We start from the raw sequence: 24,247 nt of genomic DNA, 5'->3' as shown, positions 1-24,247 counted from the left end.
TATTTTTTTCTCAAATTGCTGTAACATTTCAAAAGCTCATGCATCATCTACTTGAATGAAAACATTTTTTGAAGCACATATACTATCGCTCAAAAACCAACTTTACAGAATGGCCTACCTCTGGCTGAAAGACAGGGATACGGCTCAGGATGTATTGCAAAGTGTTTTTGAAAAAGCTTGGATAAGAAAAGATGAGCTTCAGAAAATGGAAAATCCGAAAGGATGGATGGTTCGAACTTTAAAAAATGAAAGCCTTCAAGAGTTTCGCAACAATAAGAAATTTGAAAAAATAGAAGGCATGGACCTTGAATCGGAAGCAAAGGAGGATGAGGGAGATGCTGACATTCAGATTAAAATGGTCTTTAAGTTCTTACAAACCCTCCCGGAAAAACAAAAGGAAGTGTTTCACTTGAGGGAAGTTGAAGGATTGACATATGAGGAAATTTCTGAATATATGGAAATCTCACTGGATCAAGTAAAAGTCAATTTACACCGAAGCAGAAAATCTTTACGGGAATTCCTTACAAAAGCCAATTATAATGAACGATAAACTAAATGAGCTTCTAAATAAATATTGGGAAGGTAACAGCAGCCTAGAGGAAGAACGCCTGATGAGAAAACTCTTACTCCAGGAGGAAGGCAGGGAACAAGAGAAATCCTTTTTCTTGGGTTTGGATAAGTTGTCGAAAGCTTCTGCCAAAGCCATCACTCCTGCTCCTAAATCATTGGACCCATGGAAAAACTGGCTTAGATATGCTGCAGCATTAGCCATTCTATTTATTTCAAGCTGGGTTTCCTATAATTCTTATCAATCTTACCAAGAAAGAAAAGCCTACGAAGAGGTGATGCAGGCCTTCATACTTATACAGGATAATTTGCAAAAAGGAACGGCTCAATTCGAAGCCATGGAGGATTTGAAATACCTAAATACAACACATGAAATGTTCAATATCGACGATCCAAAATATTAATGAAATAGACCCTACATGAAACGGTCAGCTTTGGTCCCTTAGCAAGGGGAAAATAAAAGATTCTTCCCGTCCTGATAGTTTTATGGAAGAGAAAAATGTATCCACGAAAGAAAAACAATAAACAGATGAAAAAATACATCAGCGCAATTCTACTTTGTTTCATCATCTCAAGCCTACAGGCTCAAGATGATGCAATTGTAAAATTCTTTTCCAAGTATATGGAGGACGATAATTTCTCCAGGGTGTATATAAGCCCGAAGATGATGCAGATGGCAGGAGGTTTTCTTAAATCAACTGACAACAAGGATGAAGAAGCCCAGAAAATGGGAGAGCTCATCTCAAGAGTAAAAGGAATAAGAATACTCAGTGCCGAAAAGGTAAGCGGAAATAACCTCTACTATGAAGCTATGAGCACCCTAAATAAAAATCTTTATGAGGATTTGATGGATGTCGCTGACAAGGGTTCAAACATCAAGTTTATGGTCAGGGAAGAAAAAGGTAAAGTCAAAGAATTGATCATGATCAGTGGATCCAAGGAAAGCTTTACGCTACTGAGTATGCTGGGTGACTTCAGTTATCAAGACCTCAACATTCTGGCCGATAAGACGAATATCCCAGGTATGGATAAATACAATAAAGGGAAGTAAAGGATAAGGTTTGAAAGATGATGGAGGAAAAGATTATAGTTTGAAATATTTCTGAAAGATTTGGACACAGAATTTTAGAAGTAAACAAACACAAAACAACCCTACCCAATTAAAGACTAATTGACACTAAGCATTTATTGATATCCATTCTATTGAAATGTTCAATTTTGTTCAAATACATCTATCGGAGAAAAAAAAGATTATCATATTAATATTTAAAGTGCTTAAAACTTTACAGCAATGAAACGAAATTATATAGTATTTACGGTAACCATTTTGGCATTGATTCTTCAAAATGGCTTTGCACAATCCGACCCTTATGAAGAAATCAATAAAAGGCTGGAAACACCTGTAGAGTCAAAACTTCTTTGGCCTTGGGAAGAGAATGATTTAAAAAAGGGAATGAAGATGTCTGAAATGAATGCCACCTACAGGCTTGCTTTCAACGATCAGAACAAGTCAGAACTCGCCATTGATTTTAAGAATTTTGAGGAAATGGTATCAGCTATTTATTTTAAGGACCAAGTTTCAGGAAAAATTCTTGCAGAAACCTTAGAAAAATCTATTTCTGACGAATTCAAACCTGTTTTTGAGCAAACAGATGGAGAAGATATCTTTTTCATGTTTTCAAATGGAGACAAAGAGCAAGAAGAAGTATATTTTTTAGCAAGCAGCAAAGAAAAGTATGAACTCCTCTATTTCAAATACAAGCCAAAAACCAAGGCAAAAGACAGGCTACAATTTCAATTAGAAAACATATTAAATAAATAACTCAGACTATGAAAAAGTACATAATTTTATTCACAGCCTTATTGTTGCTCGTTGGACAATACAGCTTTGCCCAAAGCAAATCTGTTGACGCCATGTATCAAAAATATAAAGGGAACGAAAACTTCATTCACCTGGATATTGGAGGTAGCTTTATGAATTTTGCCAGAGGATTCAACATTCAGCTTGACCATGGAAAGCAAGAAGCCATTGCTAACTCCATGGAAAGACTTAAAATGTATAAGCTCCCAGTAAACTCCGAAACAGCGAAGAAGGAATACAACGAATTAAAGAAAGGACTGGAAAAAGAAAACTTTGACCTTACCCTAGAAATGCAGGAAAAGAAAAATGGTATTCAGGTCTATACAAAAGGTAATAAAATCATAAGTGATATAGTAGTTCTGGTCCGTGATGATAAAAATGAGCTCATAGTACTGGAATTATTGGGGAAATTTGAAGCTGAAGCGCTGACCGACATAGGAAACATCACTAAATAAACATTCAAAATCCTCACCAGAAAGTGGTCCTTTGACAGGGATCACTTTTTTATTTTTATAATTTGGATATTCGCAATCGATTGTTTCATTTATTATTAAATTTTTTTATTTAAAAAAATATTATTTTGTTTGAAAGCGATAAAATACATTATGATTACAGGCGTCACCGATTGCGGAAAAATTTTATTGATTTAATTATCAATAATTATCATGAATATTTTTTATGTTTTTAACAATAAAACATGTATTTCGTTGCTTAATTTGTAATTTATTGAAACATATTTTACATTTGTACTGTTGATATATCGAGAATCGACATTCCCCCACAATAACCTGCCTTCAATTATTTGATATTCGGAAAATCCGAAAAGAAGGTAAATCGAAAGATTAAATATTCTAAACCTATTAAATACTTACTATTATGAAAACGTTAATTGCATTAATTGTCGCGTTAGGTATTTCTACAAGTACATTCGCAGGAACAAATGGTGATGAGACTCCAGTGAAGTCTCCGGTATCCCTTAGAAAAGTGGATGACAGCAAAGTTCAATTGCTTTATGGTTTAATCCCAAATGGTACCATCACAGTAAAAATCTATGATCAAAACCATACTTTGGTGCAAAAAGACAGGATCTTCAAAAGAGAAGCATTTGCAAAATATTATGACTTTTCTCTTTTGTCTCCAGCAAAATACAATATCGAGGTAATTGAAAACAGTGAAGTAGTAGAAACGTTTGAATTGGATCTAAGAAGCAATTCTTACGAGCCGGTTATATACTCTAAAGTGGAAAAAATAAGCAACAATAAATTCAAGTTGCTTGTCAATTCACTCTTGCCAACAGATCTTTCAATCATGATCTTTGAAAATGGTCAATTGGTTCACGAAGAAGTCGTAGACAATGTAAATGGCTTTCAGAAACTTTACACCTTCTCAAGATTCAGCTCTAATCCAAATGTTGAATTTATTGTAAAATCACAGGATGGTTTCAGAAAACTGATGGCTGCCAAATAATAAAACAAGCACCTCAAAACAAGTTTTGAATTTTTGAAAACTTGTGTCTGAACACATTGATAAATAAAGGAGTCTATATGATGACTCCTTTATTTTTTTATTTGATATATAAATTAAGTTTATAATTCTTTCTTAATCGTTGATAATAATTTTCAATTATATATTTCCAATTTATCGTGTTTTTATACTTTTAAAAATTTATTTAACCGCTATTTATTTTTTCAAATCTCTTTATCTCCATCAATACCATTTTAAACAATAAGCATTTTTAATTTGGCAATTCCCCTCCTAATCCATTTATTTTTAATGCCATACCCAAACTTATAAAAACCTCAATAATTGAAATTCGTCAAAGATATCCGAAACCAAACATTGATTGCCATGAAAAATTTATTTGTTGTTACCCTTATTCTGATGGCTACATTTTCAACAACTAAAGCTATAAATGAAGGGCCCAAAAGCCCAGTAGTTTCTCTGAAAGCAGTTGAAGATGGCAAGGCTTTATTCCGGTATAAGACCATTCCTCAGAATCCTGTTTTTGTAAATGTTTATGATTCCAATCAAAGGCTAATGAATTCACAAAGACTGCTGAAGAAAAACTCATTTGCTAAATATTATGACTTTTCTTCTTTAGAGCCTGGGGAATATATCTTTGAGATAATCGAACGTGGTCAGGATGCTAAAAGAATACCTTTCAAATTTGAGAAAAAAGAAACTCCTCGGCCTATAGCATATTCTGAATTTGAAATACTGACTGGTAATAGACTCAACCTTAAATTCAATGCTCTAAACCCAACAGGCCTGACGATTACTGCATTTGAAGATGGGAAGCAAATTCATGAGGAAAGGATTTTTGATACAGCTGCACTTGAAAGAGTTTATCGACTGAAAGGAGTCAGCCCAATGGCTGAGCTCGAAATCGCTATTCAATCCAATGACGGATATCAAACCAGATACAAAATCAAATAGAAAACCAAATAATCAGCTCAAAAAACAAAAAGGCCAGCTACTCAACAGCTGGCCTTTTTCTATTTACCTTAAAAGTACTTTAGGAAAAATATTTCAACCTAACCACTTCTTTTTCCTGAAGAAATCTATATCTGCCTCTGCCCAGATCTTTTTTATCCAATCCGGCATACATTACCCTGTCAAGAGCAGTCACTTCATAACCCAAATGGGCAAATATCCTCCTTACAATCCTATTTCTTCCAACGTGGATCTCAAGACCTAGAATAGTCCTGTCTTTGGAAAGTACCTGCATGTCATCTACTGTTACAGGGCCGTCCTCTAGGCTTAGGCCTTCCAAAATTACCTTCTCATCATTATTGGTCAGCGGCTTATCCAGCGTGACCTGGTAGATTTTTTTGATCTTATTGGAAGGGTGAGAAAGTTTGGCTGCCAACTCACCATCGTTGGTAAACAACAATAGACCTGTCGTATTTCTGTCAAGCCTCCCTACAGGGAATACCCTTTCCTCACAGGCATTGTCAATAAGACTCATGACTGTTTTTCTTTCCATAGGATCATCCGTTGTCGTAATGAAGTCCTTAGGTTTATTGAGGAGGATGTAAATAGGTTTTTCGGGATTCAACACTTTACCCTTATAGGTGACGTGATCTGATCTTTTTACTTTATATCCCATTTCTAGGACAGTTTCACCATTTACCTTGACAAATCCCTGCTCGATCAAGTTGTCAGCTTCCCTTCGGGAGCATACCCCAGAGTTCGCAATGTATTTATTCAATCTGATCTCATCAGAAGGAGACTGTTTTCCCTGATGTTTCTCTACTTTTTCAAAATTATATTTTGGGACCTCCTCAACTTTTTCATGAGTAAATGGATTCTTGAATTTCTTCTTCGGTCTGTTCTGATTTTCAAGTTCTGATTTATGGACCTTTTCAAAAATAGGCTTTTGATTTCTGCCTCTTCCTTTGTAGACATTTCTAAAATCTTCTGAGTCCCCTTCTTTTTCTAGTCGAGATTTCTTGTCAGAATCATGTTTTTTTGGTGCAAACTTCCCCTCTGTACTGAAGTCCTTTTTCTTTTTGAAATCATCCTTTCCAAAGGATTTTTTCTTAGCATCCCCATAGCCCGTTTCTTGTGGTCTATTCGGTATACTTTCTCTTTTTCCGGATGTCTTGGAAAACTCTCTTTTACCATCCTTGGATCTTTGTTCAGTGCCCTTGTTTTTTCTGGCTTCTGAATCTTTCCTATTATCTTTCTTCATTTTGTTGCAGCATCTCTGCTGGATTATTGTAATTTTTTCCGTCAGGTTAAGTCCCTGATTTCAAATGGGAAGCAAAGGTACAAAAAGTAAATGTATTAAAATCACTTCTTGTAAAATGACTCGACAGCTGCTCTCACAGAACCATGATTCATCAATAGATCGAAAGCGGTCTTTTCATCCAATCCTGTCGTTTCCATTATCATTCTTGTTCCTCTTTTTACCAGCTTTTCATTGGAAAGCTGCATGTCTACCATCTTATTTCCTTTTACTCTGCCTAATTTGATCATTGTAGTAGTTGATATCATGTTCAACACAAGCTTTTGGGCTGTACCGGATTTCATTCTTGTACTACCTGTGACAAATTCAGGACCTACAACTACCTGAATAGGGTATTCCACAGCCTCTGCTAATGGTGAACCATTGTTACAGGTGATGCATCCTGTCAAAAGTCCTGCCTCTCTAGCAGCTTTGACCCCTCCGATTACATATGGGGTGGTTCCAGATGCAGCTATACCGATCACAGTATCATTTTCATTGAAGCCAAATTCCATGATGTCCTTCCAAGCCTGCAAAGGGTCGTCTTCGGCATTTTCAACAGCTTTCCTGATGGCAGCATCTCCACCTGCTATTATCCCCACAACCCAATCAAAAGGAACTCCATAGGTGGGAGGACACTCAGAAGCATCCAATATCCCAAGCCGACCACTGGTGCCTGCACCAATGTAAAAAAGCCTGCCACCTTTGGACATTCTTGGTACAATTTGGCTGATCAAAGCATCAATAGACGGAATTTCTTTTTCCACCGCAAATGCAACCTTTTGGTCTTCTCTATTGATGTTTTCCAATAGGGACCTGATGTCCATTTGCTCTAAATTGTCATAAAGGGAAGTGCTTTCTGTAGTACTCATAGTCTATTTTGATGGTATAGTGTCAATCCTGCAATAGGACCTTCAATAATCATATTAACCTGAATATCTGAGTCAAAAGCCGCATTTCTGAGAACATCACTGTTGTAAAAAGCAATCGAACCCACAAAATTCACAGGCTTTTTTTTATAATCATCATATTTCATAATGTGCTTTTTGAAAAACTCCTGAAAAGCATTGTAGTACAGCATATAGCAATATGGTTCGCTTTTATTTTCAGTAATAAATCTGCAAAAGCTTGCCATATATCTTCCGGGAAAGGGTCTTTGGTAGACATTTTCTATGATCACCTGATTGTCCAGCTTAAAAGTATCAAGGACTTTTTCCCTAAGTTTTTTGGGCATTTCTTCATGAATAAAATCTGCCAAAAACTTCCTTCCAATATAAGCTCCACCTCCTTCATCCCCTAAAATATATCCCGGCGCAGGTCTCTTGTCGATGATGATATCACCGTCATAATCACAACTGTTAGACCCTGTCCCCAAAATACAGGCAATTCCAGCATCATGTCCACAAGTAGCACGGGCAGCGGCCATGAGGTCATGGTCGATATTGATATCCGCATGTTTAAATAAGCTTCTTAAAGCATTTTCAACTTGTTGGCGATTTTTCGGAGAAGTACAGCCAGCACCGTAATAATAGATGGTCTCAACATCTGACCTTAGGTCCAGTAAAAAATCATCCTGCAGCTCACTTGACATTTCGGCAGCTGTCTGGTAATTGGGATTAAACCCAATCCCTCTGTGCTGGGCAATTTCTCCTTTATCATTAATTACCCTCCAATCTGTTTTACTGGCTCCACTGTCTGCTATTAAAATCATTCTATTTTATCAATAATCCAATGACTTGAAATTTGTTAAAAACCTTTGAGGTGTGCGGGGCATCCTGCAACTCATCGGAAAGATCCTGTCCTGCCCAATGCTCATAATGTTTACCATTTTTCCATAATCTGGAAGAGGAAACATCATATATTTTCCCTTGGTATGCCACCCAAATCTCTGGCTTGTCCTGACCGTTACGCAAAGCCAATTGCTGCTTGGTATACATTTTCATTTAGAAAAGCTTCAATTGGGCATTTATCCAGCGTTCCGGAATTTCACCTGTCTGGGCCATTTGATAATCTTTGTAGCTGCAAGGTATAATTGTGGAACGTTCAAACTTTTCCAAGCCTGAATCAGGCACTTCCATCCACCACTTTTCACTTCTTTTGCTTTTGTAAAAAACAATAATGGAAGGTTTCCTATCCAAAGATACAGTATATTTCACATAATCGCTTCCCTTGAAGGACATGCTGTCTTTCCGGTTATAAAATCCCTCTATAAAGTACCATATCATGGTCGCTATTACAGATGCCGTTTTATTTCTATTGTCATCATAATAGGGCTGATAACCATATACCCCAATGGAGGACAATTTTTCATTCATCCCTGCAAATCTAAAAATCTGACAAGCATCTTCCCCACTTAAGCCAAAAGGCTGGGCATCCACTGCTCCGGGTGCATCAGAAGATTGGATGGCACTGACGTCAAAACTCATCAAATCAGCATTTCTGATGATAGGCTCAGCCTCTTTCAGGTTATTTTTGAGGCTTCCTAATCTTATATGATCAAAATAGAGTTTTTCCATGACATTGATTAAATCTTTGTCATTCAAAAAGCTCTGGTAACCAATATGCCCATAATTAAACAGAAAATTAGGTTGATGCAAAATGATTTCCTGGGAATGGACTTGAGCTGCATCACCCTCTTCCTCCATGTCAATCTTGGCATCCACAGTCACCATGGAAACCAGCTTTTTTAAGCCTTGGTAAGAAAGATACTGCCCAAAATCCAAATCATGTGTACCTCCAAAGTAAATGGGCAAAATCTGTTTTTTCATTAAAAACTCCCCTACTGCCTTGATATACTCAATAGAATCTTCCCTGGATTTGCCAAGTTTTAGATCACCCAAATCAACAATTTTATAAAGTGCCTCAGCTTTTTTAAGATGGTAAAGTTTTTCCCTGATTTCAGCACTCGCTCTTTCTACCGTGTCTCCCTTTTTCATTCCTCTATTGTCCCTTAGGCCAATCAAGGCTATTTGTGCTCCTTTGATATCCGGGAAAACTTCTCCAAAGTAATGTATGTAATTGAAAAAGGAATTGTGGGAATATTCCTGATGAAAGAGATAATCAGGAATGGGGTCAAAGAAAGTCTTTAGATTCATAGATTTGCTGATACTTCATTCAAAAATAATTAAAAAAATGGGAGGCAAAATAAAAAGTCCCGCTAATGCGGGACTTCAATTTTAATTAACCTCCGAAGTCATCAAATCTGATGTTTTCTTCAGGTATACCTAAGTCATCCAACAGCTTCAGAACAGCAGCGTTCATCAATGGAGGTCCACAGAGGTAAAACTCAACCTCATCTGGCTCCGGATGATCCTTCAAGTAGTTATCATATAATACTTGGTGAATAAATCCTATATATCCATCACCTTCTTCGTCATCTAAGGATTTTTTGATTTTCCAATTATCTTCTGGAAGAGGCTCAGATAGACCAATATAAAATTTAAAGTTTGGAAAATCCTTTTCAATATCTCTGAAATGAGGCACGTAGAATAATTCTTTTTTAGATCTACCGCCATACCAATAGGATACTTTCCTGTCTGTTTTCTCAGTGTGGAACAAATGGAAAATGTGGGATCTCAATGGAGCCATACCTGCACCACCGCCTATGTAGATCATTTCCCTTTGGGTAGGGTTGATATGGAATTCTCCATACGGACCTGAGATTGTAACTTTATCACCTGGCTTTCTGCCAAACACATAAGAAGAACAAACACCAGGATTAACATCCATCCACTTGTTATTGGCTCTATCCCAAGGTGGAGTCGCAATACGGATAGTCAACATGATAATGTTACCTTCTGCAGGGTGGTTGGCCATGGAGTAGGCTCTGAAAAGCTCTTCATCATTTTTCATGACAAGATCCCAAAGACCGAACTTATCCCAATCACTTTGATAAACGTCATCTGGGTGACCTAACTCAGGATGTGGAGCGATATCCATATCCTTAAAGTTGACTGTTATTGGCGGAACATCTATCTGAATATAGCCTCCTGATTCGAAATCCAATGTTTCTCCTTCAGGCAGCTTCACCTTAAATTCTTTGATAAAGGTGGATACATTATAGTTGGAAACAACTTCGCATTCCCATTTCTTAATACCGAAGATTTCATCTGGTATTCTGATTTTCATGTCCTGCTTCACCTTTACCTGGCAGGTCAATCTTACTTGGGATTGCTTTTCTGCACGGCTCAAGTGCCCCTCTTCGGTGGGCAGCACTTCGCCTCCTCCTTCTTCGATGACACACTTACACATTGCGCAAGTACCACCTCCACCACATGCTGACGGAAGGAAAATTTTATTATTTCCCAAGGTGCTTAGCAAGGTAGATCCTGCTGAAGTAGTGATGGTCTTTTCGTTGTTGATAACGATCTGAACATCTCCAGAAGCAACTAACTTAGACTGGGCAAACAACAAGATAAAAACAAGTAGCAACAAGATCACTGTAAATGCTACTATCGATGTGATAATTACTGAACCCATTTAATATTTATTTTTACTTTAAATTTCAGTATTTGAACCCTTTTTAGGCTCACAAATATATTTATAAATCATTTAATCTGGGTAAAATGTTGGTTTATTTTACCCATTTAGATTTTAATCAGATAACGAACTGAGCGCTTAATTGTTAAGTAATTTGAGTAAAGTTGTCAATCTGTTTTTCAACTGCCTTCTATCGATGATAAAATCGAGAAAACCATGTTCAAGCACAAATTCCGAACTTTGGAACCCCTTGGGAAGGTCTTTTCCTATGGTTTCTCTTATAACCCTTGGTCCGGCAAAACCTATCAGTGCTCCAGGTTCTGCGATATTAAAATCTCCTAACATAGCGTAAGATGCTGTCACACCACCTGTAGTTGGATCAGTCAAAAGAGAAATGTAAGGAATTCCCGCCTTATCTAACAAAGCAAGTTTGGCTGATGTTTTGGCCATTTGCATCAAGCTGAAGCCGGCTTCCATCATTCTGGCGCCACCGGATTTTGATATCATCAAAAATGGAATTTTATTTTTCAATGAATAATCTATAGCCCTGGCAATCTTTTCACCTACAACAGAGCCCATAGATCCGCCAATAAAATTAAAATCCATACAAGAGATGACGATGTCAAACCCGTTCATTTTTCCAACTCCAGTTCTCACGGCATCATTGAGTTCTGTTTTTTGAATGGTAGCTTCTATGCGAGCATTGTATGGTTTGGAATCTACAAACTTCAATGGATCGCCTGATTTCATATTTTTATCAAGCTCTTTGAAATTATTCCCATCAAAAAGTATCTCAAAATATTCTTTGGAACCTATTTTAACATGGTAATCATCATCCGGACAAACAAATGAATTGTTTTTCAATTCCCGGGTATGGATAATATTCCCTTTGGGAGTTTTGAACCAAAGACCGTCAGGTGTGTCTTTTTTCTCCTCCGTTGCGGTTTTGATACCTTTATCTGTTCTTTTAAACCAAGCCATATTAGAATGTTTTAAACCGAAACTATTGTTTCAGGGACTACAAATTTATACGTATTCTCCGTTAAATAAAATTTAAGCACCTAACTTACATTGGTGGAAAATGTGATATCAGAGTGGAATTCATCTTATCACAAGATAAAACATGAAATTGGGCATTCTGTTTTCTACAACAAACCAAGTCTTTCTACGGAATAATTTTACAATAGTGGAATTTTGGTTTGTAATTCAGGCAATTTCCCTCAAATTCAGGTTTGATTCAAAAATACAGTTATGACCCTTGCTTTACTCTTGGTTTCTTCCGGAATCATTTTGTTGATTGCCTATTTTACATATGGAAAATATGTGTACCAAAAATTTGGCCTTTCCGACAAAAGAAGGGCTCCTTCCCATGAATACAAGGATGGAGTAGACTATATTCCCAGCAAACCAATCGTAGTATTAGGGCATCATTTTGCTTCCATAGCAGGGGCAGGTCCCATTGTGGGTCCAATTATCGCAGTTACTTTTGGTTGGATACCTGCTGTAATTTGGATTTTGGTCGGAGGAATATTCTTTGGTGCAGTACACGATCTTGGGAGTATGGCTGCAAGCTTGAGAAACAAGGGAAAGTCTATTGGTGTCATTATTCAAAACAATATAGGTCAGAAGGGAAAACAGCTTTTTATAATCTTCAGCTTCTCCACATTAATTTTGATTATTGGTGTATTTGCCGATATCATTGCCAAAACTTTTGTCAGCAATGCCGGCGTGGCATCTGCGTCCATACTTTTTATTCTACTAGCAATAGCTTTTGGGCTTGTCAATAGATTTATAGGAAGCAGTAAAACAGCTTTTGTCATTATTTCAATAATTGGAATTGGTCTCATGTACTATTTTGTCTATTTGGGTATGCAAATGCCCTTTGATCTGGACTATCAGAGCTGGGTCTATATTCTGTTAGCTTATGCTTTTATTGCCTCAGTCACTCCGATATCCATGCTTTTACAGCCAAGAGATTACTTGAACAGCTTTTTGCTCTATGGACTCATTATTTCTGCTGTCATCGGGGTTTTTGTAGCAAATCCTGAAATCAAAATGGAGAATGAGATTCATATCAGTGCAGACAATTTGGGTTATCTGTTTCCTGTTTTGTTTGTCACTATAGCCTGCGGTGCCATCAGTGGATTTCACTCTCTTGTAGCTTCAGGCACTACTTCTAAACAATTGGATAAAGAAAGTGACGCCAAAATAGTTGGTTTTGGAGGCATGCTGATTGAATCTTTTCTTGCTATCATCTCAGTCGGTGCCGTAATTGTACTGAGTAGAACTGAATATCTTGAAAGACTTGGAGGTGAAGGTCCTGTTCCTCTTTTTGCAAGTGGACTTGGTGGAATGATTTCAAGCTTGGGAGTTTCTGAGAATTTTGCGGTTGGTTTTGTAGCACTGACTGTTTCCGCATTTGCATTGACTACCTTGGATACTTGTACAAGATTGGCCAGATTCACGCTTCAGGAATATTTTGAAGATGTAAAAAACCCGGTAGGAACTACCCTTTCAAAAAACCGATATATCTCTACTACAGTAGTGGTTGTACTTTCAGTCTTGTTACTGGCTTCCGGTGGTTTCAGTACTTTATGGCCAATCTTCGGCTCTGCAAATCAATTGTTGGCAGCTTTGGCACTCTTGACAGTAGCTGTTTGGCTGATAAGGAAAAATGTCAATGCTACTTTTATCACCATCCCGATGTTTTTTATGTTTACAGTCACTTTAACATCATTGGGGTTATTTGCTTGGAATAATTACAAAAGTGAAACCTACATACTTTCAGTCATTGCAGCACTGCTGTTTATCCTCTCCATTGCTCTTATAATACTTGCTTCAAAAAGCTTGAAAAAAGAAGTAAATGACAGCATCAAGGTATAATAGTCCGACAGTTGAACTGTCGGACTATTAGAGCAATTAAAAGGTATTGAAAGGCGTCTCTGCCTTTCTGGTAATCCTCCAAGCCAAATTCAAATTGATCAGATAATCTGCAAAAGCGGCATCGCCATGTACATAATTATCAGGTGTGGACTCAATTTTGTCTGTAAGACTCCTTGTCCTATTCCTTATCAAAGCTATCGGCACATTTACTCCTATTGTTAAATCCCCTAGCATGTAACTGGCCCCAGGTTCAACGGACACGATGTAGCCCGGTCTTCTAAACCCTTCACTTTGTCCAAGGATATCCCTAACAGGAATTCCTTCCAATCTACCACCCAAACTCAGCCCAAGCCCATGACCACTTCCAACCGGCTTAAATATTCCTGACCTGAGTGCATATTGGTCAGGAACGCTCATGACTGCTTCGCTAGCCCTTCGTCTGAATGTCTGCACACCATTGGTATTTCTGGGGTTGAAGAGGTAAAACCCATCATAATACAGAAAAGTGCTTTTTCCAAAATTCCATATTCCCTGAGTATTGAGCACAAAACCGAATCCGCCATCTCCTAATTGAATAGACTGATCTACAGGTCTAACCTCAGATTGTCCTTCGGAGCCTACATTGTAAAATGTGCTTGTAGAACGGTAATTCCCTGTAGGGAGCTTAATTCCTCCCCCTAACGCGACATTTCCCTTAGGGGATCGCTCACCGGAAAAAATCCAATATCCACCACCTAGGATAATATCTGTCATTCCACCTGAGTAAGTCATATGTCTTGACGTTCTCCCATGCTCATAGAGAGAGCTCCTTTCGTTGTAAGCAAAAGGAATGGATGCCAGTAAAAAAGTCCTTTCAGAAAGGGCATAACTTATATTGATATCCATCCCATGAGTCCAATTTATAACTTCAGTATTATTCGCAATTCTATCTGGCTCTTCATGAGTACCTCTAAAATGCCTGAAAGACTTAAAATAACGATAATTGACAGAAATGTTCCATTCCCCTTTTTCCAGAATGTTGCCTTGCCCTACCGCATTTCCAATACCTGAAAATTGACGGATGGCTACACAGCCCTGGCCTAAGGAATCATTTACCCAAACCAGTGTAATTAATAATATAGGTATATAAAATTTAATATTTTTCATTGTTTTTATAATTAAATTGTTGGTGAATGATTTTGTGTATTAGCTAGAAATGTTTCCTACCATACCTATCCCACCACTGTTATGGAGAAGTAAGCATTCATTTAGTCAGCGCCATCATTTTTTGCTTTGACAATAGCATAGCTCCCAACTTTCTTCCCCTGTTCAATTCCTACCTCAGCATCAAACCTATAGTGAATTCCACCATAAATTCTTGACACGGCAGCTTCTTCTGACCAAATTCTAAATTGATTTGAATCTCCAGGAAAAAAATACGAAAGCACTTCTGCGGCAGCAGCAGAGAAAGTACTGTGGCCCGAAGTATAAGCAGGGAAGTTTGGAGTTCCGAGAATAGTCTTGAAAGCAGGAATTGTTTCCACAGGTCTAGGGTAATGGTAATAGTATTTTGTATCCCAACAGGCCACTCCCGCATCCATAATTGCAGTATTCATGTAGGCAAATACCCTAGCCGACCGTAAAGGGTTCAGCCTATTCTTTACTATTGATTCTTTGGCAAACTTATTCCAGTGGCCCGGAGGCGTATAAGAGCCAATCCCATCTTCCCACCAATTAGCAATCCTTCTTTGATCCAAAGTCATATGAGCAGCATATTTCTTCAACTCATTCACATCTTTTTCAAATTGCGCTGAACCTGGGGCCGGAGGAGGGACTGATCTAACCTCCTCAACATTAGATATATGCCACATCCTGACTTTACCGAAAAGAGGCGTAAGACCAACCGGCCTTTGAGGGGTTTCCATATTTTGCCATTTCCATCCAAATCTTTCATAAGCCGCATTGGCAATTGAATCTGACACAGGCTTAGGCGTCTGTGCTCTTGCCATTCCATCTGTAGAGGCTCTTTGTCTGGCGAAACTCATAATTTCATTCCCGATCAAAACCCCCGCATCAATATCACTTTTCACATTTATTCCCGCATTCTCTAAACTGGATATATGTTCCTCATATTTTTGATCTATAAAAGTATGTTCCAATGGAAACATCATTTTTAAAACTTCTTTGGATACCATCGCTACAGCAGCACCGTCGGATGGGTAAGAGGGCAATTGGCTTTTGGGGTATGCAGGATTTATACTGCAATCCACCCAATAAGGCGATGTCCTATTGTGCTGAAACTTATGCTTCCAAGCAATTACCAAGGCATCATATTGGGCTACACTTAGGTATGCAAGCATCCTACTGGTATAAGGAGGGTGGGCAAAAGGGAAAGCAGGCGGACCATCCGGATTAGCCGGATTGGGAAGGGTATAAGTACCATCAGGATTTGGGCCTGGTATCAGGTTGTATTTTGCAGCCATTTCCAGTGCAATTTCATTCCATCGAAGAATTGGGTTGTTGGTCCAATACCTAACTGCATCTCTTTCAGCAGCTGTCTGACTGTTCATTTTTTGCCTCATAGCTTCAAGCTCTTGCACATATTCGCTGCTTGTGACAGGCTTTGGTGCAGGCACCTCAATTTGGTCTACATTACTGACCAATATGGTTTTCCAGTTACCACCATTTACATCTAATTCCTCAAATTCGTAATTTTCGAATTCTAAAAACCTCGGTGTTTCTTCCAAACAAGCGGAAGTAAACCAAAGTAAAATGATGATATATATATTATTAGTAAATTTCATTTTCATATCAGTTGGAAGATTTGTTGAATGCCTGGAACTGATAAGTCAGCCCCAATCCGACGGTGGTAAATTTCCCCATGTTTCTGCCGCTAACGGTGTGATTTACATAAGCAATTGTGCCTAAGCCTTGACGCCCTTTAATATAGTATTGAATCCAGGTACCTACTTGGGCAAAATCCATTTTATTGGTAGGCTGTGGTCTATTGTAAGACCTGATATCATCACCGGTCAGGCAGTTGAGACTTTGAAAGGTGGCTTCTATACTTAATTGGTCATCAAGTAGCCAGTAAGCCAATGCTGCATGAAAATTCACTGCATTAGGGACATTCATAAAAGAGGAGTATACACTACCATTTTCGTAATAATAATCTCTTTCTATTTGGGTCTGCCCTCTCCATAGATAGGCCATTGAAGTTCTGGCAACGAGTCCAAAATCTGTCCTATAACTGACAATTCCGCGCATGCCAACCTCAGGTGCTCCTGCTCCAATACTGAATGGCATGTAATCGGACAGGTATGGACCTACAGGAGTATTGAAATTGGTATTGGTGAGAAAAGAAAAATTCCCTCCTCCGGCCCGTTTTTCCAACCATTTTACTTTTAAGGAAAGGCTGAGATCCTGAATCCCTTCCTGCCCAGCTTGAGTTCCGCCTGAGGCCTCGGTACGGACATAAGGAATACTTGCCATAAAATTCACATGATTACCAATACCAACAGCCACGTATGGCATGATCAGTTGTCTGGTAAGTGTCCCGATATTGGCATTCTCTCTAAGAAAACTCCCCTCCCAATACCTGTTCCAAGTGCCGTGCTCAAACATAAGGGCTGCACAAACTTCCCCATTTGACATCATAATTTCATCAAATGGCAATTGCCCCTGGGATGGAGCGATATAAATAAACTGCAAGAGGACAGCTAGCCCTGATGCATAAATCAGATTTTTCATTTTTGATAGATTTGGTTTGATGTAATTTTTGGTTAATTCCAATTTGTATTTGTATCCAAAGAAGAACTACACAAATACAATTATCCCATAGTAAGGGATCCACGAAACCTTACTCACTACTTTTAGAAAGCGATGATAATCGGAATTAACCCTATGGAGAAATTACACCAACTCCGGAGGAGGCGTGTCGATGTTTAAAAATTGGTTTTCATAAGCTGAAAAAATAAACCCTATCAATAATTTTTGTTCAACGTGTATCCAGCCTAATTCAACGGGATTGTCAGGCTGCACATAGTCTTTTACAAATGTTTTGGATAACAATGAGTTGCTTTTTCCATCAGGTATTTCATCCTGCACCAAGGAGCTGATCCATTGCTTGATGGTGTGATCCAAAGTACTTTTGGCAGAATCGGGAACGTATATGATCTGCAAGGTGTCCTGAACATACCGTTGCTTTACCGCACGGTAGATTTTCCCGTCTTTTTCAAACTGTGTATTGGTAGTCCGAAACTCTTCCTCATCAGCCATGTAAGGAAGGCTCATAGGAATTTCAAGTAGACGCTCTTCTCCCTGCTCAAGATTCTCTGAGTAAATTTTTTCTATCCAGTTTTTTTCGATTTGAAGATTAAAGGAAAAATAAGCCACATAGTACCCAAAATGGTACAATGCAAAACAACATAATAAAAATATGGCAATAGACCTCCTCACAATTGAATATTTCAGCCAGAAATGTAAAACTTTTTTTTTGTTTCAAAAAAATAAAAAAGAACAATCTTTCTTCATTATCCTATGATATTCGAAATTGATCAAATGCTCTCTAAAATTTTCCAGAGTAAAAAAGACAGCAAGGCTATTCTTCCATAGAGCTTCAACACTTTCTTTCTGTTGCACCGATCCAAAAACCACAATACATACACCGGCCTTATCATTCCAAGTAATAACTTGAATAAAGCCACATAAAAGATAGTCATGAAAATAAGCTTGACAGCTACAACCATACGGGCAAAAATAAAGAGGAACCGTAAATCAACAGTTCCTCTTTGTATAAATCAATTTAAATTCAAATTTATTTTTTCTTCTTGATTTCCTGCATCATGTACCCTTCGATGGTGTCATCTACCAGGATATCGTTGAATTTCTTGATAGAAATACCACATTCGTATCCAGCTTTTACTTCAGCCACATCATCTTTGAATCGCTTCAACTGATCTATTTCTCCATCGTGAATTACTATACCGTCTCTGATGATTCTGATCTTATTTTTCCTGGTTACATAACCATCTGTTACATAACATCCTGCTACTGTACCGATTTTGGAAATTTTGAAAACTTCCCTTACCTGTACGTTGCCAGTGATGACTTCTTCAAATTCAGGCTCAAGCATTCCTTCTATGGCATCTTTGATCTGGTTGATCGCATCATAGATAATTGAGTAATGTCTGATTTCAATTTCTTCTTGTTCGGCCAACCTTTTAGCGTTAGAAGAAGGTCTTACCTGGAATCCAAGAATAATTGCATCTGAGGCAGAAGCCAACAGCACATCAGATTCTGAAATCTGACCCACTCCTTTGTGAATGATATTCACAGAAACTTCTTCTTTGGATAATTTAAGCAAAGAGTCCGATAATGCTTCCACAGAACCATCCACGTCACCTTTGATAATAATATTAAGTTCCTTAAAGCTACCAATGGCCAATCGTCTGCCGATTTCATCCAATGTGATATGCTTTTTGGTTCTCATGCTCTGCTCTCTGAGAATCTGTTCCCTTGAGTTGGCTATTTCCCTTGCCTCCCTTTCGCTATCATATACTTTGAAGGTATCTCCAGCTTGAGGAGCTCCACTTAAACCCAAAACTTGGACTGGTGTGGAAGGACCAGCTTTTGAAAGTTTTTTGCCTTTATGATCGGTCATAGCCTTAACTTTACCATAATGCTGACCGGCCAACAATACATCACCAATTTTTAGTGTTCCGGCCTGAACCATTATAGTGGTCACATACCCTCTACCTTTATCAAGGGAAGCCTCTACTACTGTACCAACTGCATTCTTCTCTGAATTGGCAGTCAATTCCAGCACTTCTGCTTCAAGCAATACTTTTTCCAATAAGTCATCAATTCCAAGACCTGTTTTGGCTGATATATCCTGAGACTGGTATTTACCACCCCATTCCTCAACCAAAAGATTCATATTGGCAAGTTGTTCTTTAATTTTATTAGGATTGGCATTCGGCTTATCAATCTTATTGATTGCGAATATCATCGGTACACCTGCCACTTGGGCATGGTTGATTGCTTCTTTGGTTTGCGGCATGATGTCATCATCAGCTGCGATTACAATAATTGCGACATCTGTGATTTTAGCACCTCTGGCTCTCATCGCCGTAAAGGCTTCGTGACCTGGTGTATCCAAGAATGCAATTTTTTCACCGTTTGCGGTGGTCACGTCATAAGCACCAATGTGCTGTGTAATACCACCCGCTTCAGCATCGGTGACTTTTGACCTCCTGATGTAATCTAGAAGGGAAGTTTTACCATGATCTACGTGACCCATGATGGTCACGATTGGAGCTCTTGGCTTCAGATCATCAGGATTATCTTCTACTTCAATGACGTTTTCTTCCTCATCAGGCTTGGTGAATTCAACTTCATAGTCAAACTCATCAGCAATGATGGTGATAGCTTCGGCGTCAAGTCTTTGGTTAATAGAAACAAACATCCCTAAAGACATACAGCTGGATATCACTTGATTGACTGAAACATCCATCAATGATGCCAGGTCATTAGCTGAAATAAATTCTGTTACTCTGAGTATTTTGGTTTCTTCTACACCTTCAACTTCCTCACGGGATCTGTCGGTTTTTTTATCTCTTCTCTTGGATTTACCTCCACCGGACTTGCCTCCTCCCTGAAGTCTGGCTAGAGTCTGTTTGATCTGATCTTGGATTTCCTTTTGAGTGGGTTCAGCTTTCTGTACTCTACCAGCATTCTGCTGAGGCCTGCCTTTGCCACCTTGATTTCTGCGGTCTCTACCGGCATTTTGATTAGTTCCAGGACCACCGGGCTTTGCACCGGGTCTATTTTGTTGGTTGGGGCCCCCAGTATTTTTATCAATCCTTTTTCTTGGACGTTTTTTCTTCTCCTTACCTTTCTCATCAGAAGATGCTACAGGTTTGCCCTTTTTCTTTGACCTTTCTTCAGGTAATTCAATCTTACCCAATACGGTCAAGCCCTTCAGCGCATCTGCTTTGGCAGAGATGACTCTTTCTTGAACCTTTTCCTCTTCTTTAGGCGGTTCAGGAGCTTTAGGCGTTTTAGGAGCCTCCTTCTTGGCAGGTTCCTCTTTTTTTTCCTCAACTACTTTTTCTTCTTTTTTCTCAGTCTTTGCGTCGTCAGTGGTCTGAGGCTTCACAGCCTGAGGTTTTTCTTCTTTCGGAGGACGTGCTTTTGGTGCTTCCTCCTGCTTTTTAGGCTCTTCCTTCTTGACCTGTTGCTTTGGCTCCTCTTTTTTCGGAGTCTCTTTTTTAGGGCTAAGATCAATTTTGCCCAAAACTTTAATCCCTTGTAGTTTCGGTGCCTCAACAGGGACTTTATCTGCCTCCTTCTCCTGTTCTTTAGCAGGTGCGGGCTTTGGTTCTGCTTTTGGCTGTTCCTTTTCTTTAGGTTCTGGTGCTGGAGCTGGCTCAGGCTTTTTCTCCTCTTTCACATCAGATTCAGCCTCAATGGTAAAAGTCTCATGGTGACGCTTACCTATAGACAGATGAGATGCCTCTTCTTTTTCCATAGCAGAGGACTTAAACTCCTTGGCCAACATGTTAAACTGGTCCATGTTGATTTTGGAGTTGGGATTATTTTCTACTTCGAAGCCTTTTTTGGACAAAGAATCCACTATCGTAGAAATACCTACGTTGAGTTTCCTTGCCACCTGGCCCAATCTCATTGTTTTTTCTTCTGACATACGCTAAAAACTCTCTCTAATATAGTTTTGGCAAATATAGGCCAATTATTGTGGAATTTGGCCTATACTTATTGTTCAAATTCCTGTTTTAAGATTTTAAATACTTCATCAATAGTCTCTTCCTCAAGCTCAGTCCTTCTTAAAAGGTCCTCTTTGCTCAGTGAAAGAACACTCTTGGCAGTATCCAATCCTGTCTTTTTCAATTCATCAATTACCCATCCGTCAATTTCATCCACAAATTCTTCCAGATCAACATCTTCCTCCTCGGCATCGCTCAATTCTCTGAAAACATCAATTTCAAAACCAACCAATCTGGATGCCAATCTGATATTGAACCCCCCCTTACCTATTGCCATAGAAACTTGATCTGGCTTCAGGTAAACTGATAGTCTTTTGTTTTCCTGATCTGCACTGATGGAGCTAACCTTGGCAGGACTCAGTGCCCTTGAAACATATAATTCAAGATTGTCTGTGTAATTGATAACATCAATATTTTCATTTTGCAGTTCCCTTACGATAGCGTGAATACGGCTTCCTTTCATACCAACACAGGCACCTACGGGATCTATTCTGTCATCATAAGATTCAACCGCTACTTTAGCTCTCTCTCCTGGCTCTCTGACGATTTTTTTGATTGTAATCAGACCGTCAAAAACTTCCGGGACTTCATTTTCAAACAGTCTTTCCAAGAAGATCGGAGAGGTTCTTGAAAGAATTATTTTTGGATTTCCGTTAACCATTTCCACTTTATGGACAATAGCTTTTACTGAGTCTCCTTTTCTGAACCTATCTTTTGGTATCTGCTCTCCTTTTGGGAGAATCAACTCATTGCCTTCCCCATCTATCAATAATACCTCTCTGCCTAGGATTTGATATACTTCAGCGGATATGATTTCACCTACAAGCTCTTCATATTGATTGAACAATAAATCTTTTTCCAAATCTTTGATTCTCTGTATCAAAGTCTGTCTTGCCATCATGACAGCCCTTCTTCCGAATTCTTCCAGCTCAATTTTCTCGTAAACTTCCTCTCCTACTTCAAAATCTGGCTCTATTTTTCTGGCGTCTGTAAGGCTGATTTTGTCAAAATCCCAAATATCCTCAGAATTGTCGTCGACAATTTCCCTGATTCTTAATATTTCCAGGTCACCTTTATCCGCATTGATGGTTACGTCAAAGTTTTCATCTGTTTCGTACTTCTTGCGAATCATCGCTCTAAAAACATCTTCAAGGATACGGATCATGGTAGGGCGATCCACATTTTTAGATCTTGCAAACTCTGCAAATGATTCTATTAGAACTTTAGCATCCATTTTTTTTATTTAAAAGAGACTAACACAATTGATTTTTTTATCTGGTCCAAAGCCACCTGGATATTTTGTTCCACGGCTTTTTTCCCTTTTTCTTTTACTTTTATCTTTAGTTGGACTTCCGTGTTACCAACAGCGACCAACTCACCTTCTAACTCTTTCCCGTCCAAAAGACTAACCTTTAAATTGCGGCCAACATTCTTTTGGTATTGCCTCTTAGAAGACAAAGGATAATCGACTCCAGGAGAGGAAACTTCCAAGACGTAGGCTTTGGAAAGTATTTCTTTTGCCTCCAACTCTTCGCCCACCTGCCTGCTTACTTTGGCACAAGTGTCAATATTGAGTCCTAAATCAGCATCAATCAATATTTTTACCTGCGCTTTGGCGCCTTTATCCAATACCTGAACTTCAACCACAAAGTGGCTTTCGTCCGGAAGGTATTTCTCGACAATTTCCTCTATTGTTTGTCTGGTACTCATTTCGAATCTGGCTAATAAACGAAAGAGGGGACTGCTGTCCCCTCACGTTATTTTGGATAATACTCCACAAAGGTAATAAAATTATTCCCACAAAAAAAAACAGCATTCTTGTAATAAATTGAGAATTAGATAATAATTTTGCCGACCCACGTTGAATCTTCTGCACAGATTGTGCTAAGTTTAACCTTTAATTCAAAGACCAAATCTATTCAATCTATATATAATGGGATTATTCGATTTTTTTTCAAGTGATATCGCTATTGACTTAGGTACAGCAAACACGCTGATCATACATAAAGACAAGATCGTAGTGGATGAGCCATCCATCATTGCCATCGACAGAACCACCAATAGGGTGCTTGCTGTAGGCAAAGATGCGATGAATATGCACGAAAAGACTCACGAAAATATCAAAACTATCCGCCCCTTGAAGGATGGGGTGATCGCGGATTTTTATGCTGCAGAGCAAATGATCAGGGGTTTGATCAAAATGATTCCAGGCCACAAAAAAGGAATGTTTCCCAAATCCCACAGAATGGTTATCTGTATACCATCTGGTATTACTGAGGTAGAAAAAAGAGCTGTAAGGGATTCTGCTGAACATGCAGGTGCAAAGGAAGTCTATATGATCTATGAGCCTATAGCTGCCGCTATAGGTATTGGCATTGATATTGAAAAGCCGATGGGGTCCATGATTGTAGATATTGGTGGGGGAACTACCGAAATTGCATTGATTGCCCTTTCCGGTATTGTAGCAGATCAATCCATCAGAGTAGCTGGTGACACTTTCACCAAAGACATTTTGGACTACATGAGAAGACAACACAACCTTCTTATAGGTGAAAGATCAGCTGAAAAAGTAAAAATCGCCATTGGTTCTGCATTGACTGAGCTAGATGATGCGCCCGAAGATTATGAAATCAGGGGAAGAGACCTGATGACGGGGATTCCCAAGGTGATCAAGGTTTCTTATTCCGAAATTGCTTTTGCACTGGACAAATCAGTATCCAAAATTGAAGAAGCTGTCTTAAAAGCTCTGGAAATTGCACCACCTGAACTTTCTGCTGACATTTATGACAATGGAATTCACCTCACAGGAGGTGGTGCTTTGTTGAAAGGTCTTGATAAAAGGTTACACCAAAAAACAAAACTTCCGATCCATATTGCTGAAGATCCACTAAGAGCAGTAGTAAGAGGTACTGGTACTGCACTTAAAAATATTCATAATTTCAGGACAGTTTTGATGACCTAATG

The 24,247-nt window shown here is 38.7% G+C and carries 23 protein-coding genes; 9 read left to right on the top strand and 14 right to left on the bottom strand.

Annotated features, from left to right (window positions below):
* Nucleotides 1–55: 55 nt before the first annotated feature.
* The 7 genes from A33Q_RS19280 to A33Q_RS21695 all read left to right on the top strand — a co-directional run bounded on the left by A33Q_RS19280 (nt 56) and on the right by A33Q_RS21695 (nt 4,864).
* Nucleotides 56–550 (top strand): RNA polymerase sigma factor, encoded by a 495-nt coding sequence (locus A33Q_RS19280; protein ID WP_009033034.1) that lies wholly within the window; start codon nt 56–58, stop codon nt 548–550.
* Nucleotides 540–971, top strand: a complete 432-nt coding sequence (locus A33Q_RS19275; protein ID WP_009033035.1) for a hypothetical protein — start codon at nt 540–542, stop codon at nt 969–971. Before A33Q_RS19280 ends, A33Q_RS19275 begins: the two co-directional genes overlap by 11 nt.
* Nucleotides 972–1,096: 125 nt before the next feature.
* Nucleotides 1,097–1,618: a DUF4252 domain-containing protein gene (locus A33Q_RS19270; RefSeq protein WP_009033036.1), complete on the top strand. Its 522-nt coding sequence runs from the start codon at nt 1,097–1,099 to the stop codon at nt 1,616–1,618.
* Between the two features lie 240 nt (nt 1,619–1,858).
* Nucleotides 1,859–2,389, top strand: coding sequence for a hypothetical protein (locus A33Q_RS19265; protein WP_009033037.1), 531 nt, complete (start codon nt 1,859–1,861; stop codon nt 2,387–2,389).
* 8 nt (nt 2,390–2,397) lie between these two features.
* Nucleotides 2,398–2,883, top strand: a complete 486-nt coding sequence (locus tag A33Q_RS19260) for a DUF4252 domain-containing protein (RefSeq protein WP_009033038.1) — start codon at nt 2,398–2,400, stop codon at nt 2,881–2,883.
* 421 nt (nt 2,884–3,304) lie between these two features.
* Nucleotides 3,305–3,895 (top strand): hypothetical protein, encoded by a 591-nt coding sequence (locus tag A33Q_RS19255; protein ID WP_009033039.1) that lies wholly within the window; start codon nt 3,305–3,307, stop codon nt 3,893–3,895.
* A 381-nt stretch (nt 3,896–4,276) separates the two neighbouring features.
* On the top strand, nt 4,277–4,864 hold the full coding sequence (locus A33Q_RS21695) for a hypothetical protein (RefSeq protein WP_152527438.1): 588 nt from the start codon (nt 4,277–4,279) through the stop codon (nt 4,862–4,864).
* Between the two features lie 79 nt (nt 4,865–4,943).
* Here A33Q_RS21695 and A33Q_RS19245 read toward each other — a convergent pair whose 3' ends face one another.
* From A33Q_RS19245 to accD, 7 genes are all read right to left on the bottom strand, one after another.
* Nucleotides 4,944–6,122: a pseudouridine synthase gene (locus A33Q_RS19245; RefSeq protein ID WP_009033041.1), complete on the bottom strand. Its 1,179-nt coding sequence runs from the start codon at nt 6,120–6,122 to the stop codon at nt 4,944–4,946.
* Nucleotides 6,123–6,223: 101 nt separating this feature from the next.
* Nucleotides 6,224–7,030 (bottom strand): N-acetylmuramic acid 6-phosphate etherase, encoded by an 807-nt coding sequence (murQ, locus tag A33Q_RS19240; protein WP_009033042.1) that lies wholly within the window; start codon nt 7,028–7,030, stop codon nt 6,224–6,226.
* The gene (locus A33Q_RS19235; RefSeq protein ID WP_009033043.1) at nt 7,027–7,869 is read right to left on the bottom strand and encodes a hypothetical protein; all 843 of its coding nucleotides are present in this window, start codon (nt 7,867–7,869) and stop codon (nt 7,027–7,029) included. The genes murQ and A33Q_RS19235 overlap by 4 nt, the downstream gene beginning before the upstream one ends.
* 1 nt (nt 7,870) lies before the next feature.
* The gene (locus A33Q_RS19230; protein WP_009033044.1) at nt 7,871–8,101 is read right to left on the bottom strand and encodes a cytochrome b5 domain-containing protein; all 231 of its coding nucleotides are present in this window, start codon (nt 8,099–8,101) and stop codon (nt 7,871–7,873) included.
* Nucleotides 8,102–9,253: a formimidoylglutamase gene (locus A33Q_RS19225; protein ID WP_009033045.1), complete on the bottom strand. Its 1,152-nt coding sequence runs from the start codon at nt 9,251–9,253 to the stop codon at nt 8,102–8,104.
* Nucleotides 9,254–9,338: 85 nt separating this feature from the next.
* A complete protein-coding gene (gene nqrF / locus A33Q_RS19220; protein WP_009033046.1) occupies nt 9,339–10,637 on the bottom strand; it encodes an NADH:ubiquinone reductase (Na(+)-transporting) subunit F in 1,299 nt (432 codons plus the stop codon).
* Between the two features lie 138 nt (nt 10,638–10,775).
* Nucleotides 10,776–11,618: an acetyl-CoA carboxylase, carboxyltransferase subunit beta gene (accD, locus tag A33Q_RS19215; protein ID WP_009033047.1), complete on the bottom strand. Its 843-nt coding sequence runs from the start codon at nt 11,616–11,618 to the stop codon at nt 10,776–10,778.
* 270 nt (nt 11,619–11,888) lie between these two features.
* Here accD and A33Q_RS19210 point away from each other — a divergent pair, with 270 nt between their 5' ends.
* A complete protein-coding gene (locus tag A33Q_RS19210) occupies nt 11,889–13,520 on the top strand; it encodes a carbon starvation CstA family protein (RefSeq protein ID WP_009033048.1) in 1,632 nt (543 codons plus the stop codon).
* 36 nt (nt 13,521–13,556) lie between these two features.
* Here the strand turns inward: A33Q_RS19210 and A33Q_RS19205 are convergent, their stop codons facing one another.
* The 7 genes from A33Q_RS19205 to A33Q_RS19170 all read right to left on the bottom strand — a co-directional run bounded on the left by A33Q_RS19205 (nt 13,557) and on the right by A33Q_RS19170 (nt 22,993).
* Nucleotides 13,557–14,666, bottom strand: coding sequence for a hypothetical protein (locus tag A33Q_RS19205; RefSeq protein ID WP_009033049.1), 1,110 nt, complete (start codon nt 14,664–14,666; stop codon nt 13,557–13,559).
* A gap of 101 nt (nt 14,667–14,767) precedes the next feature.
* Complete coding sequence (locus A33Q_RS19200) at nt 14,768–16,303, bottom strand: phosphatase PAP2 family protein (RefSeq protein WP_235062820.1); 1,536 nt, start codon at nt 16,301–16,303, stop codon at nt 14,768–14,770.
* A gap of 7 nt (nt 16,304–16,310) precedes the next feature.
* A complete protein-coding gene (locus A33Q_RS19195; protein WP_009033051.1) occupies nt 16,311–17,249 on the bottom strand; it encodes an OmpA family protein in 939 nt (312 codons plus the stop codon).
* 162 nt (nt 17,250–17,411) lie between these two features.
* On the bottom strand, nt 17,412–17,957 hold the full coding sequence (locus A33Q_RS19190) for a hypothetical protein (RefSeq protein WP_040490714.1): 546 nt from the start codon (nt 17,955–17,957) through the stop codon (nt 17,412–17,414).
* A 358-nt stretch (nt 17,958–18,315) separates the two neighbouring features.
* Nucleotides 18,316–21,204, bottom strand: coding sequence for a translation initiation factor IF-2 (gene infB / locus A33Q_RS19180; protein ID WP_016255586.1), 2,889 nt, complete (start codon nt 21,202–21,204; stop codon nt 18,316–18,318).
* Between the two features lie 68 nt (nt 21,205–21,272).
* Complete coding sequence (gene nusA, locus A33Q_RS19175) at nt 21,273–22,517, bottom strand: transcription termination factor NusA (RefSeq protein WP_009033054.1); 1,245 nt, start codon at nt 22,515–22,517, stop codon at nt 21,273–21,275.
* A 5-nt stretch (nt 22,518–22,522) separates the two neighbouring features.
* On the bottom strand, nt 22,523–22,993 hold the full coding sequence (locus tag A33Q_RS19170; protein ID WP_009033055.1) for a ribosome maturation factor RimP: 471 nt from the start codon (nt 22,991–22,993) through the stop codon (nt 22,523–22,525).
* 223 nt (nt 22,994–23,216) lie between these two features.
* Here A33Q_RS19170 and A33Q_RS19165 point away from each other — a divergent pair, with 223 nt between their 5' ends.
* Nucleotides 23,217–24,245, top strand: a complete 1,029-nt coding sequence (locus A33Q_RS19165; RefSeq protein WP_009033056.1) for a rod shape-determining protein — start codon at nt 23,217–23,219, stop codon at nt 24,243–24,245.
* Nucleotides 24,246–24,247: the final 2 nt, after the last annotated feature.

The organism is Indibacter alkaliphilus LW1 (assembly GCF_000295935.2).
GTDB lineage: Bacteria > Bacteroidota > Bacteroidia > Cytophagales > Cyclobacteriaceae > Indibacter > Indibacter alkaliphilus.
Note: the sequence above shows the minus strand (reverse complement) of the source record. Positions and strands in the feature narration are given on the sequence as shown.

Excerpts from the sequence above, each read along its gene's own strand:
- A33Q_RS19280 (WP_009033034.1), top strand. The coding sequence starts at position 56 with ATGAAAACATTTTTTGAAGCACATATACTATCGCTCAAAAACCAACTT.
- A33Q_RS19275 (WP_009033035.1), top strand. The coding sequence starts at position 540 with ATGAACGATAAACTAAATGAGCTTCTAAATAAATATTGGGAAGGTAAC.
- A33Q_RS19270 (WP_009033036.1), top strand. The coding sequence starts at position 1,097 with ATGAAAAAATACATCAGCGCAATTCTACTTTGTTTCATCATCTCAAGC.
- A33Q_RS19265 (WP_009033037.1), top strand. The coding sequence starts at position 1,859 with ATGAAACGAAATTATATAGTATTTACGGTAACCATTTTGGCATTGATT.
- A33Q_RS19260 (WP_009033038.1), top strand. The coding sequence starts at position 2,398 with ATGAAAAAGTACATAATTTTATTCACAGCCTTATTGTTGCTCGTTGGA.
- A33Q_RS19255 (WP_009033039.1), top strand. The coding sequence starts at position 3,305 with ATGAAAACGTTAATTGCATTAATTGTCGCGTTAGGTATTTCTACAAGT.
- A33Q_RS21695 (WP_152527438.1), top strand. The coding sequence starts at position 4,277 with ATGAAAAATTTATTTGTTGTTACCCTTATTCTGATGGCTACATTTTCA.
- A33Q_RS19245 (WP_009033041.1), bottom strand. The coding sequence starts at position 6,122 with ATGAAGAAAGATAATAGGAAAGATTCAGAAGCCAGAAAAAACAAGGGC.
- murQ (WP_009033042.1), bottom strand. The coding sequence starts at position 7,030 with ATGAGTACTACAGAAAGCACTTCCCTTTATGACAATTTAGAGCAAATG.
- A33Q_RS19235 (WP_009033043.1), bottom strand. The coding sequence starts at position 7,869 with ATGATTTTAATAGCAGACAGTGGAGCCAGTAAAACAGATTGGAGGGTA.
- A33Q_RS19230 (WP_009033044.1), bottom strand. The coding sequence starts at position 8,101 with ATGAAAATGTATACCAAGCAGCAATTGGCTTTGCGTAACGGTCAGGAC.
- A33Q_RS19225 (WP_009033045.1), bottom strand. The coding sequence starts at position 9,253 with ATGAATCTAAAGACTTTCTTTGACCCCATTCCTGATTATCTCTTTCAT.
- nqrF (WP_009033046.1), bottom strand. The coding sequence starts at position 10,637 with ATGGGTTCAGTAATTATCACATCGATAGTAGCATTTACAGTGATCTTG.
- accD (WP_009033047.1), bottom strand. The coding sequence starts at position 11,618 with ATGGCTTGGTTTAAAAGAACAGATAAAGGTATCAAAACCGCAACGGAG.
- A33Q_RS19210 (WP_009033048.1), top strand. The coding sequence starts at position 11,889 with ATGACCCTTGCTTTACTCTTGGTTTCTTCCGGAATCATTTTGTTGATT.
- A33Q_RS19205 (WP_009033049.1), bottom strand. The coding sequence starts at position 14,666 with ATGAAAAATATTAAATTTTATATACCTATATTATTAATTACACTGGTT.
- A33Q_RS19200 (WP_235062820.1), bottom strand. The coding sequence starts at position 16,303 with ATGAAATTTACTAATAATATATATATCATCATTTTACTTTGGTTTACT.
- A33Q_RS19195 (WP_009033051.1), bottom strand. The coding sequence starts at position 17,249 with ATGAAAAATCTGATTTATGCATCAGGGCTAGCTGTCCTCTTGCAGTTT.
- infB (WP_016255586.1), bottom strand. The coding sequence starts at position 21,204 with ATGTCAGAAGAAAAAACAATGAGATTGGGCCAGGTGGCAAGGAAACTC.
- nusA (WP_009033054.1), bottom strand. The coding sequence starts at position 22,517 with ATGGATGCTAAAGTTCTAATAGAATCATTTGCAGAGTTTGCAAGATCT.
- A33Q_RS19170 (WP_009033055.1), bottom strand. The coding sequence starts at position 22,993 with ATGAGTACCAGACAAACAATAGAGGAAATTGTCGAGAAATACCTTCCG.
- A33Q_RS19165 (WP_009033056.1), top strand. The coding sequence starts at position 23,217 with ATGGGATTATTCGATTTTTTTTCAAGTGATATCGCTATTGACTTAGGT.